This is a genomic window from Streptomyces albidicamelliae (assembly GCF_025642175.1).
In the GTDB taxonomy this organism is placed as follows: Bacteria; Actinomycetota; Actinomycetes; order Streptomycetales; family Streptomycetaceae; genus Streptomyces; species Streptomyces albidocamelliae.
Genome location: NZ_CP106795.1, coordinates 6,917,722 through 6,932,393, shown reverse-complemented (window position 1 = coordinate 6,932,393; position 14,672 = coordinate 6,917,722). Strand labels below are relative to the sequence as shown.

At 73.4% G+C, this 14,672-nt stretch carries 11 protein-coding genes and 1 pseudogene; 6 read left to right on the top strand and 6 right to left on the bottom strand.

The genetic code is table 11. The features are described from left to right. Window positions 1–120: 120 nt before the first annotated feature. A complete protein-coding gene (idi, locus tag N8I86_RS31350; RefSeq protein WP_073891493.1) occupies window positions 121–714 on the top strand; it encodes an isopentenyl-diphosphate Delta-isomerase in 594 nt (197 codons plus the stop codon). A gap of 63 nt (window positions 715–777) precedes the next feature. On the opposite strand, the gene N8I86_RS31345 is transcribed toward idi, so the two are convergent. Further along, window positions 778–1,272, bottom strand: coding sequence for an ATP-binding protein (locus N8I86_RS31345; protein ID WP_073891495.1), 495 nt, complete (start codon window positions 1,270–1,272; stop codon window positions 778–780). 280 nt (window positions 1,273–1,552) lie between these two features. Between N8I86_RS31345 and N8I86_RS31340 the strand changes: the two genes are divergently transcribed. Further along, the gene (locus tag N8I86_RS31340; protein ID WP_123441329.1) at window positions 1,553–2,308 is read left to right on the top strand and encodes an enoyl-CoA hydratase/isomerase family protein; all 756 of its coding nucleotides are present in this window, start codon (window positions 1,553–1,555) and stop codon (window positions 2,306–2,308) included. Here N8I86_RS31340 and N8I86_RS31335 read toward each other — a convergent pair. Both N8I86_RS31335 and N8I86_RS31330 read right to left on the bottom strand, forming a co-directional pair. Beyond that, entirely contained in the window at window positions 2,295–2,918 is a 624-nt protein-coding gene (locus N8I86_RS31335; RefSeq protein WP_388931886.1) for a DJ-1/PfpI family protein, read from the bottom strand. The genes N8I86_RS31340 and N8I86_RS31335 overlap by 14 nt on opposite strands. A 42-nt stretch (window positions 2,919–2,960) precedes the next feature. Next, entirely contained in the window at window positions 2,961–3,920 is a 960-nt protein-coding gene (locus N8I86_RS31330; RefSeq protein WP_073891501.1) for a GlxA family transcriptional regulator, read from the bottom strand. A gap of 148 nt (window positions 3,921–4,068) precedes the next feature. Between N8I86_RS31330 and N8I86_RS31325 the strand changes: the two genes are divergently transcribed. Then, window positions 4,069–4,200, top strand: a complete 132-nt coding sequence (locus tag N8I86_RS31325; protein ID WP_256339419.1) for an LPFR motif small protein — start codon at window positions 4,069–4,071, stop codon at window positions 4,198–4,200. A gap of 156 nt (window positions 4,201–4,356) precedes the next feature. Continuing rightward, window positions 4,357–6,795, top strand: coding sequence for a Tex family protein (locus N8I86_RS31320; protein WP_263279267.1), 2,439 nt, complete (start codon window positions 4,357–4,359; stop codon window positions 6,793–6,795). A gap of 464 nt (window positions 6,796–7,259) precedes the next feature. On the opposite strand, the gene N8I86_RS31315 is transcribed toward N8I86_RS31320, so the two are convergent. Both N8I86_RS31315 and N8I86_RS31310 read right to left on the bottom strand, forming a co-directional pair. Continuing rightward, on the bottom strand, window positions 7,260–8,900 hold the full coding sequence (locus N8I86_RS31315; protein WP_263279266.1) for an ABC-F family ATP-binding cassette domain-containing protein: 1,641 nt from the start codon (window positions 8,898–8,900) through the stop codon (window positions 7,260–7,262). A 35-nt stretch (window positions 8,901–8,935) separates the two neighbouring features. Beyond that, entirely contained in the window at window positions 8,936–9,967 is a 1,032-nt protein-coding gene (locus N8I86_RS31310) for an oxidoreductase (protein ID WP_073891507.1), read from the bottom strand. Between the two features lie 101 nt (window positions 9,968–10,068). Between N8I86_RS31310 and N8I86_RS31305 the strand changes: the two genes are divergently transcribed. Next, window positions 10,069–10,983, top strand: a complete 915-nt coding sequence (locus tag N8I86_RS31305) for an FAD-dependent oxidoreductase (RefSeq protein ID WP_263280179.1) — start codon at window positions 10,069–10,071, stop codon at window positions 10,981–10,983. A gap of 32 nt (window positions 10,984–11,015) precedes the next feature. Here the strand turns inward: N8I86_RS31305 and N8I86_RS31300 are convergent. After that, window positions 11,016–12,964: pseudogene (locus tag N8I86_RS31300) on the bottom strand (Xaa-Pro dipeptidyl-peptidase). A 188-nt stretch (window positions 12,965–13,152) separates the two neighbouring features. Here N8I86_RS31300 and N8I86_RS31295 point away from each other — a divergent pair. After that, complete coding sequence (locus N8I86_RS31295) at window positions 13,153–14,661, top strand: M1 family metallopeptidase (protein ID WP_263279265.1); 1,509 nt, start codon at window positions 13,153–13,155, stop codon at window positions 14,659–14,661. Window positions 14,662–14,672: the final 11 nt, after the last annotated feature.

The window sequence follows — 14,672 nt, the reverse complement described above, 5'->3', positions numbered from 1 at the left end:
ACGATGATCCATCGGATCCCACTTCCGGTGCCGCGCCGCGCGCGGACGTGCCGGGAAGTGCCGGGAGTGCCGGATTCGTACGGCAGACTTGGGGTGCGAAGACCGAGGCGAAGGATGGGTATGCCGATCACACCTGCCACCGCGACGCACAGCTCGTCGAACGGCACCGCAGAGGCGATTTTGCTGGAACTGGTCGACGAGAAGGGTGTGACGACCGGTACGGCGGAGAAGCTCGCCGCTCATCAGCCGCCGGGACAGCTGCACCGCGCGTTCTCGGTGTTCCTCTTCGACGAGCACGGCCGGCTGCTGCTCCAGCAGCGGGCCCTCGGCAAGTACCACTCCCCCGGTGTGTGGTCCAACACCTGCTGCGGCCACCCCTACCCGGGCGAGTCGCCGTTCGCGGCGGCGGCCCGGCGCACCTACGAGGAGCTGGGGATCTCCCCGTCGCTGATGGCGGAGGCGGGCACGGTCCGCTACAACCACCCGGACCCCGCCTCCGGACTGGTGGAGCAGGAGTTCAACCACCTGTTCGTCGGCCTGGTGCAGTCGCCGCTCGCGCCGGACGAGGAGGAGGTCGCCTCGACCGCCTTCGTCACGGCGGCCGAGCTCGCGGAGCGGCACGCCCGTGACCCGTTCTCGGCCTGGTTCATGACCGTGCTGGACGCGGCCCGCCCGGCCGTCAGGGAGCTGACGGGCCAGTCCGCGGGCTGGTGAGGACGTCCGGCGGCGCCGGAGGGCCGAGGCCCTCCGGTCCGGCCGCGCGGCCGGGCCCGGCCGCTAGGACAGCATCGCCGGTTTGAGCGGCAGGGCCGCCCAGATCACCTTGCCCCCGCTCGACGTGTGCTCCACGTCGACCACCCCGCCCGCCTCCCGGGTCACCTCCCGGACCAGGAGCAGCCCCCGGCCGCCGGTCTGGCCGTGGTCGGCCTCCAGCGCGGTCGGACGGTAGGGGTGGTTGTCCTCCACGGACACCCGCACCCATTCGGCCCCGACGGCCACCTCGACGGCCAGCATCGGCGACAGCAGGGCCGCGTGCCTGACCGCGTTCGTGACCAGTTCGGAGACGATCAGCAGCAGGCCGTGCACCAGGTCGTCGGAGACCGGCACGCCCTGGCGCAGCAGCAGGTCCCGTACCGCGCGCCGTGCCTGCGGGACCGATGCGTCAACGGCGGGCGCGGTGAACCGCCAGACCCCTTCGTAGGGCAGTGGGTCGGCCGGCCGTTCCGCGTCCCCCGCTGGGCGCGGGCCGTCCCCGCGCCCGTGGTTGTCCATCGTCCGGTCGCCACCCTCGCGCTCGATTGTCACCACACGTCGAGTGTTGGTAACGATCCGCCCCGGTCCGTCGGACTGAACACAAGTCAGCTGGTATCGAGCGGTTTCTGATCGACTGCGCATGACATGGGTACGGGTGCGACTGTTTCCCGGCCTCCGCGTGCCGGTTCGCGAACTATTCGGGTTGTAGGCGTTCGGTCCTCCCACCCGTGGCGGCGGCGTGCGCCGTGCCCGCGGGCCCCTCGTCGCACCGGCGCGCCCGGCGGCTACCATCCGGCGCATGGAGCCCCAGCTGTCGTACCAGGTCGCCGACTCCGTCGCCACCGTGGTCATCCGCCATCCGGCCAAGCGCAACGCCATGACGGCGGCGATGTGGCGGGCGCTGCCGCCGCTGCTCGACCGGCTCGCGCACGACCCGGACGTCCGGGTGCTGGTGCTGACCGGTGAGGGCGGCACGTTCTGCGCGGGCGCGGACATCAGCACGCTCCAGGGGTCGCCGGAGGAGGCGCAGGGGCTCGCGGTGGCCGCCGAGGAGGCCCTGGCCGCCTTCCCCAAGCCGGTCCTGGCCGTGGTGCGCGGCCACTGTGTGGGCGGCGGCGCGCAGCTCGCGGCCGCCTGCGATCTGCGGCTTGCGGAGGAGGGCGCGCTGTTCGGGGTGACACCGGCGCGCCTCGGCGTCGTGTACCCGTCGTCGTCCACGCGGCGGCTGGTGTCCCTGGTGGGGCCGGCCACCGCCAAGTACCTGCTGTTCACCGCCGAGTTGATCGACGCCGGGCGCGCGCTGCGCACCGGTCTGGTCGACGAGGTGCTGCCCGGCGGCGAACTCGACGAGCGGGTGGCCGAGTTGACCCGGATCCTGGTGTCGCGTTCCCAGCTCACCCAGGCCGCCGCCAAGGAGTTCGCCAACGGCCGCGACGACCGGGACGGTCACTGGACGACGCAGGCACGCGGCAGCGGCGACACCGCGGAGGGCGTCGCCGCGTTCCTGGAGCGCAGGCGGCCGGAGTTCACCTGGAGCGTGCCTACGCCAGGGTGAAGCGGCTGCCGGTGCGGAACTCCTCCACCAGGTGGGCGGGCGCCTTGTGCGGGGAGCCCGCGTCGTACGGCGGCTGCGGGTCGTACTCGGTCAGCAGCTGGACGGCCTGGGCGTGATCGTCACCGGCGATCCTGCCGACCAGGGTGAGTCCCATGTCGATGCCGGAGGAGACGCCGGCGGCGGTGACGTACCGGCCGTCGGTGACGACCCGCTCCTCCGTCGGTTCGGCTCCGTACTCCTTCAGCAGGTCGAGCGCGGCCCAGTGACAGGTGGCACGCCGGCCCCGGAGCAGCCCCGCGGCGCCGAGCAGGAGCGATCCCGAGCAGACCGAGGTCGTCCAGGTGCTCGTCGCGTCGACGGCGCACAGCCAGTCCAGTACGGCCGCGTTCTCCAGCTGCTCGAAGGTGCCGGGGCCGCCGCACACCACCACGACGTCGGGACTTCGGACCTGATCGAGGGACTTGTCCGCGGTGAGGGCGAGGAACCCGGTGTCGGTGCGCACGGGGCCGGGCCGCTCGGCGACGAAGTCGAGCCTCACGTCCGGGAGCCGGCTGAGGATCTCGTAGGGTCCGACGACGTCCAGGGCGGTGAAGCGGTCGTGGACGAGCATGGCGATGTGCACGGGCGTCTCCTGAGGGATCGGTGGGCGGGTTCAGTGGGCGGGTGCCGGGTGGAAGCGCCGGCGGTACTCGGCGGGCGGGGTGCCGAGCGTGCGGACGAACGCGCGCCGCATGGCCTCGGGGGTGCCGTAGCCGCTGGCGCGGGAGATCTCCTCGATGCCGTCGGTGGAGTCCTCCAGCAGCCGGCGGGCGTGCTCCAGACGGACCCGGTCGACGTAGCGGCCCGGGGTGGTGCCGGTCTCGTCCCGGAAGGCGCGGGCGAAGTGGCGCGGGGAGAGCCGGGCGCGGGCGGCGAGCGAGTCGACCGTCAGATCGCCGGCCGGGTGCTCGCTGATCCACCGCTGGACCTCCCGCAGCGGTGCGCGCCGGGCGGTCTGCGCGGCGAGCTGGGCGCTGAACTGGGCCTGGTTGCCGGGTCTGCGCAGGAAGACCACCAGGTGCCGGGCGACGGTCAGGGCGACGTCACGGTCCAGGTCCTCCTCGACCAGGGCGAGCGCGAGGTCGATGCCCGAGGTCACGCCCGCCGAGGTGGCGACGTGGCCGTCACGGACGTAGATCGGCTCGGGGTCCACGCGCACGGCCGGGTGGTCGCGGGCGAGCGTGTCGCAGTGGGCCCAATGGGTGGTCGCGCGGCGCCCGTCGAGCAGGCCGGCGGCGGCGAGCAGGACGGCGCCCGTACAGACGGAGACGAGACGCCGGGCGCGCGGGCCGCGGGCGCGCAGCCACTCGGTCAGCCGCGGGTCGGGGCTGCGGGTGCCCTCGCCGCCCGGGACCAGCAGGGTGTGCGGGTCGGGCACCTCGGTGAGCGCCCCGTCCGGGACGAGGGTCAGGCCGCTGGAGGCGCGCACGGGGCCGCCGTCCAGGGACGCGGTGCGGATGCGGTACGTCCCCGGTGTGTGCCGCTCGGCACCGGCGAACACCTCGAGCGGGCCGGTGACGTCGAGGCTCTGCACGCCGTCGAAGAGGACGAGGAGAAGGGTGCGCTGCGGCATGTGACGATTCTTCGGCGGCGCGCGCACGGCCGCAATGACGTCCTTCCCACCTTTTCTGCCACGAGGAGGTTCGGGCGCCCGCGGCGGAGGTACCCGATCTTCGCCGCCCGGTCACCGGAACCGGGCGGTCGACGGAAGGGAGAGTTTCGTGTTCCGTGCCATCGCAGACGTGCTGCGGCAGATCGGCGGGGCCATCGCCACGGTGGTCACGCTGCCTTTCCGGGCGGTCGCCCGGCTCTTCGGCGGCGCCTCGTCCACCGCCCGCGGCAGCCGCGCCTGAGTCGCGCTTCCGGCGCCCGCCGCCCCGCCGCGGGTGCCGCGGGCGCCGGGCGCACCCCGGGTCCCGCGCCCCGCCGCGTGCCGCCCTGATCCCCGGTCGGCGGTGTCACCTGCCACAATTGCCGCGCAACCTCAGTGGAGAAGGCGGTACGGGATCGTGACGACACCCGGATCCATCGAAGCAGGATCCATCGAAGGCAGGATCGCCGAGGAGCTCGGCGTACGGGAGCGGCAGGTGAAGGCCGCCGTGGAACTGCTCGACGGCGGTTCCACCGTGCCCTTCATCGCCCGCTACCGCAAGGAAGCGACCGAGATGCTCGACGACGCGCAGCTGCGCACGCTCGAGGAGCGGCTGCGCTACCTGCGGGAGCTGGAGGAGCGGCGCACCGCGATCCTGGAGTCGGTGCGCGAACAGGGCAAGCTCACCGAGGAGCTGGAGGCGCGGATCCGCGGCGCCGAGACCAAGGCGCGTCTGGAGGACATCTACCTCCCGTACAAGCCCAAGCGGCGCACCAAGGCGCAGATCGCGCGCGAGGCGGGCCTGGAGCCGCTCGCGGACGGCCTGCTGGCCGACCCGTCGGTCGATCCCGCGGCGGCCGCCGCCGCGTTCGTGGACGCCGGCAAGGGCGTCGCCGACCCGCAGGCCGCGCTGGACGGCGCGCGGGCGATCCTCGCCGAACGGTTCTCCGAGGACGCCGACCTGATCGGCGAACTGCGCGAGCGGATGTGGGTGCGCGGCCGGCTGGCCGCGAAGGTCCGCGAGGGCAAGGAGGAGGCGGGCGCCAAGTTCGCCGACTACTTCGACTTCGCCGAGCCGTTCACCGACCTGCCCTCGCACCGGATCCTGGCGATGCTGCGCGGCGAGAAGGAGGAGGTCCTCGACCTCGTCCTGGAGCCGGAGGAGGCGACCGAGGGGCCGTCCTCGTACGAGGGGATCGTCGCCCACCGGTTCGGGATCGCCGACCGGGGCCGCCCCGCGGACAAGTGGCTGACGGACACGGTCCGCTGGTCGTGGCGCACCCGGATCCTCGTCCACCTGGGCATCGACCTCAGGCTGCGGCTGCGGACGGCCGCCGAGGACGAGGCGGTGAACGTCTTCGCGGCGAACCTGCGCGACCTGCTGCTCGCGGCTCCGGCCGGTACGCGCGCCACGCTGGGCCTGGACCCCGGTTTCCGCACCGGTGTGAAGGTCGCCGTGGTCGACGCCACCGGCAAGGTCGTCGCCACGGACGTGATCCACCCGCACGTCCCGGCGAACAGGTGGGACGAGGCGATCGCCAAGCTGGCGCGGCTGGCCGAGGAGCACAAGGTCGACCTGGTCGCCATCGGCAACGGCACGGCGTCCCGCGAGACCGACAAGCTCGCGGCCGAACTCATCGAGAAGCACCCGGCGTTGCAGCTCACCAAGGTGATGGTGTCCGAGGCGGGCGCGTCGGTGTACTCGGCGTCCGCGTACGCCTCGCAGGAGCTGCCCGACATGGACGTGTCGCTGCGCGGCGCGGTGTCGATCGCCCGGCGCCTGCAGGACCCGCTGGCCGAGCTGGTGAAGATCGACCCGAAGTCGATCGGGGTCGGCCAGTACCAGCACGACCTGTCCGAGGTGAAGCTGTCCCGCTCGCTGGACGCGGTCGTCGAGGACTGTGTGAACGGCGTGGGCGTGGACGTCAACACCGCGTCCGTGCCGCTGCTGGCGCGCGTGTCGGGCATCTCGTCCGGGCTCGCCGAGAACATCGTGGCGCACCGGGACGCCAACGGGCCGTTCACGTCCCGCTCGGCGCTGAAGAAGGTACCGCGGCTCGGTCCGAAGGCGTTCGAGCAGTGCGCGGGCTTCCTGCGCATCCGCGGCGGTGACGACCCGCTGGACTCGTCCAGCGTCCACCCGGAGGCCTACCCGGTGGTGCGCCGCATGGTGAAGACCACGGGCCAGGAGGTCGCCTCCCTCGTCGGCAACACCGGGGTGCTGCGCTCGCTGCGGCCCGCCGACTTCGTGGACGACACCTTCGGTCTGCCGACCGTCACCGACATCCTCAAGGAGCTGGAAAAGCCTGGTCGCGACCCGCGTCCGGCGTTCCGGACGGCCACCTTCAAGGAGGGCGTCGAGAAGATCTCCGACCTCTCCGCCGGGATGGTCCTGGAGGGCGTGGTCACGAACGTGGCGGCCTTCGGCGCGTTCGTGGACATCGGCGTCCACCAGGACGGTCTGGTGCACGTGTCGGCGATGTCCAGGACGTTCGTCAAGGACCCGCGGGACGTCGCCAAGCCCGGTGACATCGTCAAGGTGAAGGTCCTCGACGTGGACATCCCGCGCAAGCGGATCGCGCTGACCCTGCGCCTGGACGACGAGGCCGCCCCGCAGGGCCAGGGCGGCGGCCGCCAGCAGCGCGGCGGCGGTGCCCGGCCGCCCCAGCAGCGGCAGGGCGGTCAGGGCCAGCGGCAGGGCGGTCAGGCACAGCGGCAGGGCGGTCAGGGCGGTCAGGGCCAGCGGCAGGGCCGCGGCGGTGGCGACCGGGGCGGGCGGCAGGCGCCGGCGCCGGCCAACAGCGCGATGGCCGACGCGTTGCGCCGCGCGGGCCTGCTGGATCCGAAGAAGCGCTGACGCGGAGGGGGCCGGAGCCGCTCGGCTCCGGCCCCCTCTACGTCCTCCCAGCGGCGGGGCACCCGGGCCGTGGCCGCCGACCGGTGCCGCGACGCCACCGAGGTGGCCCCGGACGATTTCCCGCAGGGCTCGGGCGCAGGACGCCCCGCCCGGCGCACGGCCACCGGCCACCCCACTCCCGCCTGCGCCCTGGCGCCCGGTCACCTAGCCGTCGGCCACTTCGCGGCGGCGGGTCACCTGGAGCGCGTCCGGCGTCCGACAAACGGCCGTCGACGACCGGCGCCGCACCACCGCCCGGCGACCCGCTCCCGCCATGTCCTCCCGGCGTCCTGGCGCCCGGTCACCCTGCCGTCGGCCACTTCGCGGCGGCGGGTCCCCTGGGCCACGTCAGGCGTCCGACAAACGGCCGTCGATGATCGGCGCCGCACCGCCACCCGGCGACCCGCTCCCGTCCTCCCCGCGTCCTAGCGTTCGGTCACCTTGCCGTCGGCCACTTCGAGGCGGCGGGTCACCTGGACCGCGTCCAGCATCCGGCGGTCGTGCGTGACCAGGAGCAGCGTGCCGTCGTAGGCGTCGAGTGCCGACTCCAGCTGCTCGATGGCCGGCAGGTCGAGGTGGTTGGTCGGCTCGTCCAGGACGAGGAGGTTGACCCCCCGGCCCTGGAGCAGCGCGAGGGCGGCGCGGGTGCGCTCGCCCGGGGAGAGGGTCGCGGCCGGACGCAGCACGTGGTCCGCCTTCAGGCCGAACTTGGCGAGCAGGGTGCGCACCTCGACGGGTTCGGTGTCGGGGACGGCCGCGCAGAAGGCGTCGAGCAGCGCCTCGGGGCCGTGGAAGAGGCCGCGGGCCTGGTCCACCTCGCCGACCAGGACGCCCGAGCCGAGCGCCGCGTGCCCGGAGTCGAGCGGGACCCGGCCCAGCAGCGCCCCCAGCAGCGTGGACTTGCCCGCGCCGTTGGCTCCGGTGACCGCGATCCGGTCCGCCCAGTCGATCTGCAGCGACACCGGTCCGAAGGTGAAGCCGCCGCGCCGGACCTCGGCGTCCCGCAGGGTCGCGACCACCGCGCCGGAACGAGGGGCGGACGCGATCTCCATGCGCAGCTCCCACTCCTTGCGGGGCTCATCCACCACGTCCAGGCGTTCGATCATGCGCTGGGTCTGACGGGCCTTGGAAGCCTGCTTCTCGCTCGCCTCGCTGCGGTACTTGCGGCCGATCTTGTCGTTGTCGCTGCCGGCCTTGCGGCGGGCGTTCTTCACGCCCTTGTCCATCCAGCCCCGCTGCATCCGGGCGCGGTCCTCGAGGGCGGACTTCTTCCCCTCGTACTCCTCGTAGTCCTCGCGGGCGTGCCGGCGGGACACCTCGCGCTCATCCAGGTAGGCCTCGTAGCCGCCGCCATAGAGGTTGATCTGCCCCTGGGCGAGGTCGAGTTCGAGGACCTTGGTGACGGTGCGGGTGAGGAACTCGCGGTCGTGGCTGACGACGACCGTACCGGCGCGCAGGCCCGTGACGAAGCGTTCCAGCCGCTCCAGGCCGTCGAGGTCGAGGTCGTTGGTGGGCTCGTCGAGCAGGAAGACGTCGTAGCGGGACAGCAGGAGGGAGGCGAGGCCGGCCCGGGCCGCCTGGCCGCCGGACAGGGAGGTCATCGGCTGGTCCAGGTCGACGGCGAGGCCGAGGGAGTCGGCGGTCTCCTCCGCACGCTCCTCCAGGTCGGCGCCGCCGAGGTCCAGCCAGCGCTCCAGGCTGATCGCGTACGCGTCGTCGGCGCCGGGCGCACCGTCCACCAGTGCCTGGGTGGTCTCGTCCAGCACGCGCTGTGCCTCGGCGACGCCGGTGCGCCGGGCCAGGAACTCCCGGACGGTCTCCCCGGGCCTGCGCTCCGGCTCCTGCGGGAGGTGGCCGACGGTCGCCGTCGGCGGGGAGAGCCGGAGCTCGCCCTGCTCGGGCGTGACCAGCCCGGCGAGGAGCCGCAGCAGGGTGGACTTCCCGGCACCGTTGGCGCCGACCAGCCCGATCACGTCACCGGGCGCGACGACGAGGTCGAGCCCGGCGAAGAGGGAGCGGTCGCCGTGCCCGGCGGCGAGGTTCTTGGCGACGAGGGTGGCAGTCATCAGACGCCGATCCTAATGGGCCGGGCGCCGCGCCCTCAGCCGCGCCCGCCCCGGCCCACCGGCGCCGTGAGGACACCCCCGGAGGTCCGGGCGACGACGTACGCCTCCCCCCTGACCGCCCGGGGGTCCAGGTCGACCCGGTGCCGGCCGGGCTCCAGGGTGCCGTCGAACACGTCCTGGCTGCGGGTGCGGTGAAAGCGGTCGAGGCGGTGGGCGGTGACCCGGACCCGGCACGGGGAGGTCACCTCGATCTCGGCCGCGCCGTCCGCGGCGGTCAGCCCCGTCAGCCGGCGTTGCGGAAGCGGGCTGCGGTCCAGGGCGTGCTCGATCTGCGCGACGAGCAGCGGCACGATCGGGGCGAGTCCCGCCACCGCTGCCACCTCGACCCCCGCCTCGTCGAACGCCCGCAGCACGGCGGCCCGGTCGGCCTCGTCGACGGCGCGCCCGAAGGCGACGGCGTCGTAGCCGCGCAGTTCCTCGGCGGGTACCTGCCGGGCGTCCTGGGTGATGTCGGCGCCGACGCCGATGGTGCGCAGGGCGGCGGCCAGCCTGGCCAGGACCGCGACGCGCGCGCCGATCAGCAGCACCCGGCGGCGGGGGGCGGCGGAGCCGTCCGTCAGGGCGCCGAGTGCCGCACGGTACTCGGGCCCGCGGAAGCGGAACGGCCCTATGCCGTGGTAGCCGTTGCGTTCCAGATCGGCCCGGCCCTCCGTCTGCCAGGCGAAGTCCCGCCAGACGTAGTCCTCGCCGTCGCGCTCGATGACGGCGGTGACGGCGCCACAGCCCAGGTCCTCGCACTCGGGGCAGCCGTAGATGACGAACCGGCCGTCGGGCAGCGGGGGTTCGGCCTCCAGCAGCAGGGCGCGCACCTGCGCGGTGAAGATGGCGGGCGGGACGTCCGAGGCGAGCGGCGAGACGGCGTCCAGGTCGGACAGCCGGAACAGCAGCGGACGGCCGTCCACGACGAAGTCCACGAAATCACGGTGGACGCGGTAGCCGCCGTCGGCGAGGACGTCGCCGGCGCGCATCGCCGGTGCCAGGCCGAAGGTCGCGTATGCGGCAGACATGCTGTGAGTATCCCCACACCGGGATGCGGGTGAGCACGGCATGACAGATTCGGCCGGACAGGGCCTATCGTCCAGGCGTGGACAGCGAGCCGAGGGACGAAGTGATCGTGGTCGGGTCCGGGGTCGCCGGACTGACGACGGCCGTGGTGCTGGCCGAGTCCGGACGGCGGGTGCGGGTGTGGGCGCGGGAGCCCGCCGGTCGTACGACCTCGGCGGTCGCCGGCGGCCTGTGGTGGCCGTACCGCATCGAACCGGAGCGGCTGGTCGGCGAGTGGGCGCTGCGGACCCTCGCCGTGTACGAGGAGCTGGCGGACCGCCCGGAGGAGACGGGCGTACGCCTGGTCGACGGCGTACACGGCGGGACCCGGCTGGACGAACTGGGCGACTGGGCGGGCCGGGTGCCGGGGCTGCGGGCGGTACCGGACGGGCTGGCGGCCCGGCTGCCCCTGCTCGACATGCCGGCGCACCTGGAGTGGCTGCGGGAGCGGCTGGCGAAGGCCGGCGGGTCGGTGGAGGAGCGGGAGGTGACCGACCTGGCCGCGGTTCCCGCCGCGGTGGTCGTCAACTGCGCGGGGCTCGGCGCCCGTTCCCTGGTACCGGATCCGGGGGTGCGCCCGGTGCGCGGGCAACTGGTCGTGGTGGCGAACCCGGGGGTCGCGACCTGGTACACCTCGGTGGACCACTCCTCCGCGGAGTCCACGTACTTCTTCCCGCAACCGGGCGGGCTGGTGCTGGGCGGTACGGCCGAGGAGGACGACTGGTCGCTGGAACCTGACCCGGACACCGCCGCCGCGATCGTCGCCCGGTGCGCGCGGGTCCGGCCGGAGATCGCCGGGGCGCGCGTGCTCGCGCACCGGGTGGGCCTGCGCCCGGCCCGGGACGCGGTACGGCTGGAGCGCGAGCCCCTGCCGGACGGCCGCGTGCTGGTGCACAACTACGGCCACGGCGGGGCCGGGATCACCGTGGCCTGGGGATGCGCGCGGGAGGCGGCCGGAGTGGCGTTCCCGGCCGCCTGACGCGCGGGCCGCGCCCGGATCGGGCGCGGACCCTACTGGGGGACGTGCCCCGAAGGGCGCGGTGCGCGCACGCCCCGCGAGGCGTCCGGCCCGGGTTCCGCGGCCGTGCTGCCCGCGGTGGCCCGGGCGAAGGCCGCGCGCCGCCGACCAGCGGGAGCCTCGCGCTGGTGCCGGACAGCGCCACGGTGAGCGTGGGCCGGGTGGACGGCGGGTCGATGAGGTCCTTGTCGGTGCCGGCGACGATCAGGGCCAGCCGGTGCCCCTTGGGGACGACGTGGTCGGTGGCCGCGAGGTCGAGGGTGATCGTGTACGCCTTGCCGGGGGTGAGCGGGCCCCCCTTGCCGAGGGAGGCGTGGTGGCCGAGGTCGGCCCAGCCGCGGCTGAACACGGTGTGGCCGACGCGGGCGGTCTTCGCCCGGGTCTCCTTGAAGCAGGCGCTGTCGCCGGCCGTGCTCGCACCCCAGCAGGTGCGGCCGGTCAGCGTGGTGATGCCCTCGGCCGGGTCGGCGTAGTCGCGGATGGTGTCGGGGCCGAGGTCCACCAGGACGGCGGACAGGTGGGCGGAGGTGGTCGTGGGGGTCGCGGTCACGGTCACCTTGGACGAACCGGACAGGCGCAGGTCGTGGGTGAGCGGTGCGGTGAGGAAGCCGGCCTTCTCCGGGGTGGACGTGCCGAGGTGCGCGGCCCAGTCGGTCTCGCTCAGCCGGGGGTCGTCGGTGAAGGTCTCGGTGCCGCGCGCGGGGCGCAGCCCGAGGGTGCCCACGCCGGCCTGTGCGCCCTTCGCGGGGTGCAGAGTGGTGGCGCGGGTGCCGGGCGCCGGCCAGGCGCGGGAGGTGACCCACTGGTCGGGGTGGCGTTCGACGTCAGCCGTCGGCTCGCGGTCGATGCCGTTGTCGTAGCCGAGGAGTTCGTGGTCGAACCAGCGGTGCAGGGTGTCGACCCAGGCGCCGCGCCGGTAGTCGAAGGGGTCGACGTGCCCGGTCTGGGAGAGCCAGATCTTCCGCTCGACGCCGTGCTTCGCGAGGGCGTCCCACCACTGGCCGAAGTGCTTGGTGCGCACGTTGAGGTCCTGCATGCCGTGCACGACGAACACGCTGGCGCGCACCTTCGCGGCGTCCTCGACGTAGTCGCGCTCGGTCCACAGCGGGGTCCAGTCGCCGCTGCGCGGGCTGCCGTCGGCGAGTTTTCTCTGGACGGCCGCGCAGTGGGCCCGCGCGGTGTCGCTCTCGACGTAGCCGGCGAGTTCGTCGGGGCCGCCGTCGTAGAGCGGGGCGCCCTGGGCGAAGTAGTAGTCGTACCAGGAGGAGATGGCGCTGATCGGGACGATCGTCCGCAGGCCCTTGACGCCGGTCGCGGCGACCCCGTTGGCGATGGTGCCGTCCCAGCTCTTGCCGATCATGCCGGTTCTGCCGTTGGTCCAGCCGGCCCGGACGCGCGTGCCGCCGGTGCGGCTGCTGTACGCGTCGGCGCGGCCGTTGAGCCAGTCGACGACGGCCTTCGCGGACCGGATGTCGGACCGGCCGCCGACGTCCACGCAGCCGTCGGAGCGGTTGGTGCCGGCGAGGTCGACGCCGACGAAGGCGTAGCCGCGGGGCACGAAGTAGTTGTCGTAGAAGAGCGGCATCTGCGCGACGTGCCCGTGCGCGTCGTACGTCTTGAGCTGGCTCTCGTTGCCGCGCCCGCAGCAGGAGTAGTAGGGGCTGGCGTCCATGATGACCGGCACCTTGCGGTGCCGACGGGCGGGTTCGGCGGGCCGCACGATGTCGGCGGCGACCCGGTCGTGGCGCCCGTCGCCGTCCTCGTCGAGGCCCGTGTCGACCCACACGGACTCCCGGATGGCGTGGGCGTAGGAGTAGACCGGCCGGCTCTGGCGCGGGTGCGCGGCATGGGCGGCGGCCGGGGTGAGGAAGAGGGCCGTCAGGGTGACGACGGCCGCTGTCACCAGCGGTCTCCAGATCGTGAAGCGCGTGCGAATCGGCATGCGCGGACGCTACTCCGGTCAACTCCCGCGCAGAAGAGGGCACCTGGGGGACACGGGTGCGCTCGTGACGGCCGAATGGCGATCGTGTGACAGCAGGTGCCGTGGACAGCCGAGGGGCCACAGGGTCTGAATAGGCTGCGAACAGAGTTCTCCGAACGGACCTGTGGTCCCGACGACTTGGAGCTGACGTGCACCGAAGAATCATCGCCCCGGGCGCACTGGCGGCGGCCTCCCTCCTGCTGGCGATCCCGGCATCGGCCGCGAGCCACTCCCCCGGCGCGCCGGGCATCGGCGACCCCTACTACCCTAACTACGGCAACGGCGGCTACGACGTCTCCCACTACGACCTGAGGCTGCAGTACCAGCCGAAGACGGACGAGTTGCAGGGCACGGCGACGATCCGGGCGAGGACCACGCAGGACCTGTCCAGCTTCGACCTCGACTTCCTGCTGGACGTCGGCGAGGTGCGGGTCAACGGCGCCCGGGCGGCCTTCTCGTCCTCCGGCGAGCACGAGCTGGTCGTCACGCCGAGGACACCGCTCGCGAAGGGCACGGAGATCACGGTGGTCGTCCGCTACGCCGGAGTGCCGTCCACGAAGAGCGCGTACGGCTTCACCACCTGGCACCGCACCCCGGACGGCGCCGTCGCGGCCGACGAGCCCGAGGCGGCCTGGTGGTGGTTCCCGAGCAACGACCACCCGAGCGACAAGGCGACCTACGACGTGTCCGTGGCCGTACCGGACGGCACCCAGGCCCTCTCCAACGGCACCCTGCAGTCCACGTCCTCCAAGCTGGGCTGGACGCGTTACAACTGGCGGCAGAACAAGCCGCAGGCGACCTATCTGGCCACGCTGGCGCTCGGCCGGTTCGACATCACCACCGGTACCTCCGACGGCGGGGTGCCCGTACTCAACGCCTACAGCAAGGACCTGGGCGACAACGACGGGGCCGCGCGGGCGAGCGTGGAGCGCACCGGGGAGCTCGTCGACTGGCTGAGCGGCTATTTCGGGCCGTATCCGTTCTCCTCGGCCGGCGGGTACGTGCCGAACACCACCACCGGGTACGCGCTGGAGACCCAGACCCGGGTCTACTACAGCCCGAAGCAGTTCGCGAACGGCTCCAACACCTCGGTGGTCGTGCACGAGCTGGCCCACCAGTGGTACGGCGACGACGTGTCGCTCAAGCGCTGGAAGGACATCTGGATCAACGAGGGCTTCGCCCGGTACGCGCAGTGGCTGTGGTCCGAGCACGAGGGCGAGGGCACCACGCGGGAGCTCGCCGACTACGTGTACGCCTCCCACCCGGCCGACGACGCGTTCTGGACGGTGAAGCCGGGTGACCCGGGCGCGGACGGGCAGTTCGACGCGGCCGTCTACGACCGGGGGGCCGCCGCCATCCAGGCGCTGCGCGACGAGATCGGTGACGACGCGTTCTTCGCCGTGCTGAAGGGCTGGCCGAAGGAGCACGCGTACGGCAACGCCTCCGTGGCCGACTTCCAGAGGTACGCCGAGCAGGTGTCCGGCAAGCCCCTGTCGGCGCTGTTCGACACCTGGCTGTTCGAGCCCTCCAAGCCGGCCGCGTCCGCGGTCCGCTCCCCGGCCGTGACCGGCGGGGCCGCCGTCGCCCGGCCGAAGTCCGTCACCCAGCCGAAGTCCTGGAAGGGGATCGAGGCCACGAACGGCGTCCACGGCCACTGACCGGGGACGTC

Excerpts from the sequence above, each read along its gene's own strand:
- idi (WP_073891493.1), top strand. The coding sequence starts at position 121 with ATGCCGATCACACCTGCCACCGCGACGCACAGCTCGTCGAACGGCACC.
- N8I86_RS31330 (WP_073891501.1), bottom strand. The coding sequence starts at position 3,920 with ATGCCGCAGCGCACCCTTCTCCTCGTCCTCTTCGACGGCGTGCAGAGC.
- N8I86_RS31340 (WP_123441329.1), top strand. The coding sequence starts at position 1,553 with ATGGAGCCCCAGCTGTCGTACCAGGTCGCCGACTCCGTCGCCACCGTG.
- N8I86_RS31310 (WP_073891507.1), bottom strand. The coding sequence starts at position 9,967 with ATGTCTGCCGCATACGCGACCTTCGGCCTGGCACCGGCGATGCGCGCC.
- N8I86_RS31315 (WP_263279266.1), bottom strand. The coding sequence starts at position 8,900 with ATGACTGCCACCCTCGTCGCCAAGAACCTCGCCGCCGGGCACGGCGAC.
- N8I86_RS31335 (WP_388931886.1), bottom strand. The coding sequence starts at position 2,918 with ATGCTCGTCCACGACCGCTTCACCGCCCTGGACGTCGTCGGACCCTAC.
- N8I86_RS31345 (WP_073891495.1), bottom strand. The coding sequence starts at position 1,272 with ATGGACAACCACGGGCGCGGGGACGGCCCGCGCCCAGCGGGGGACGCG.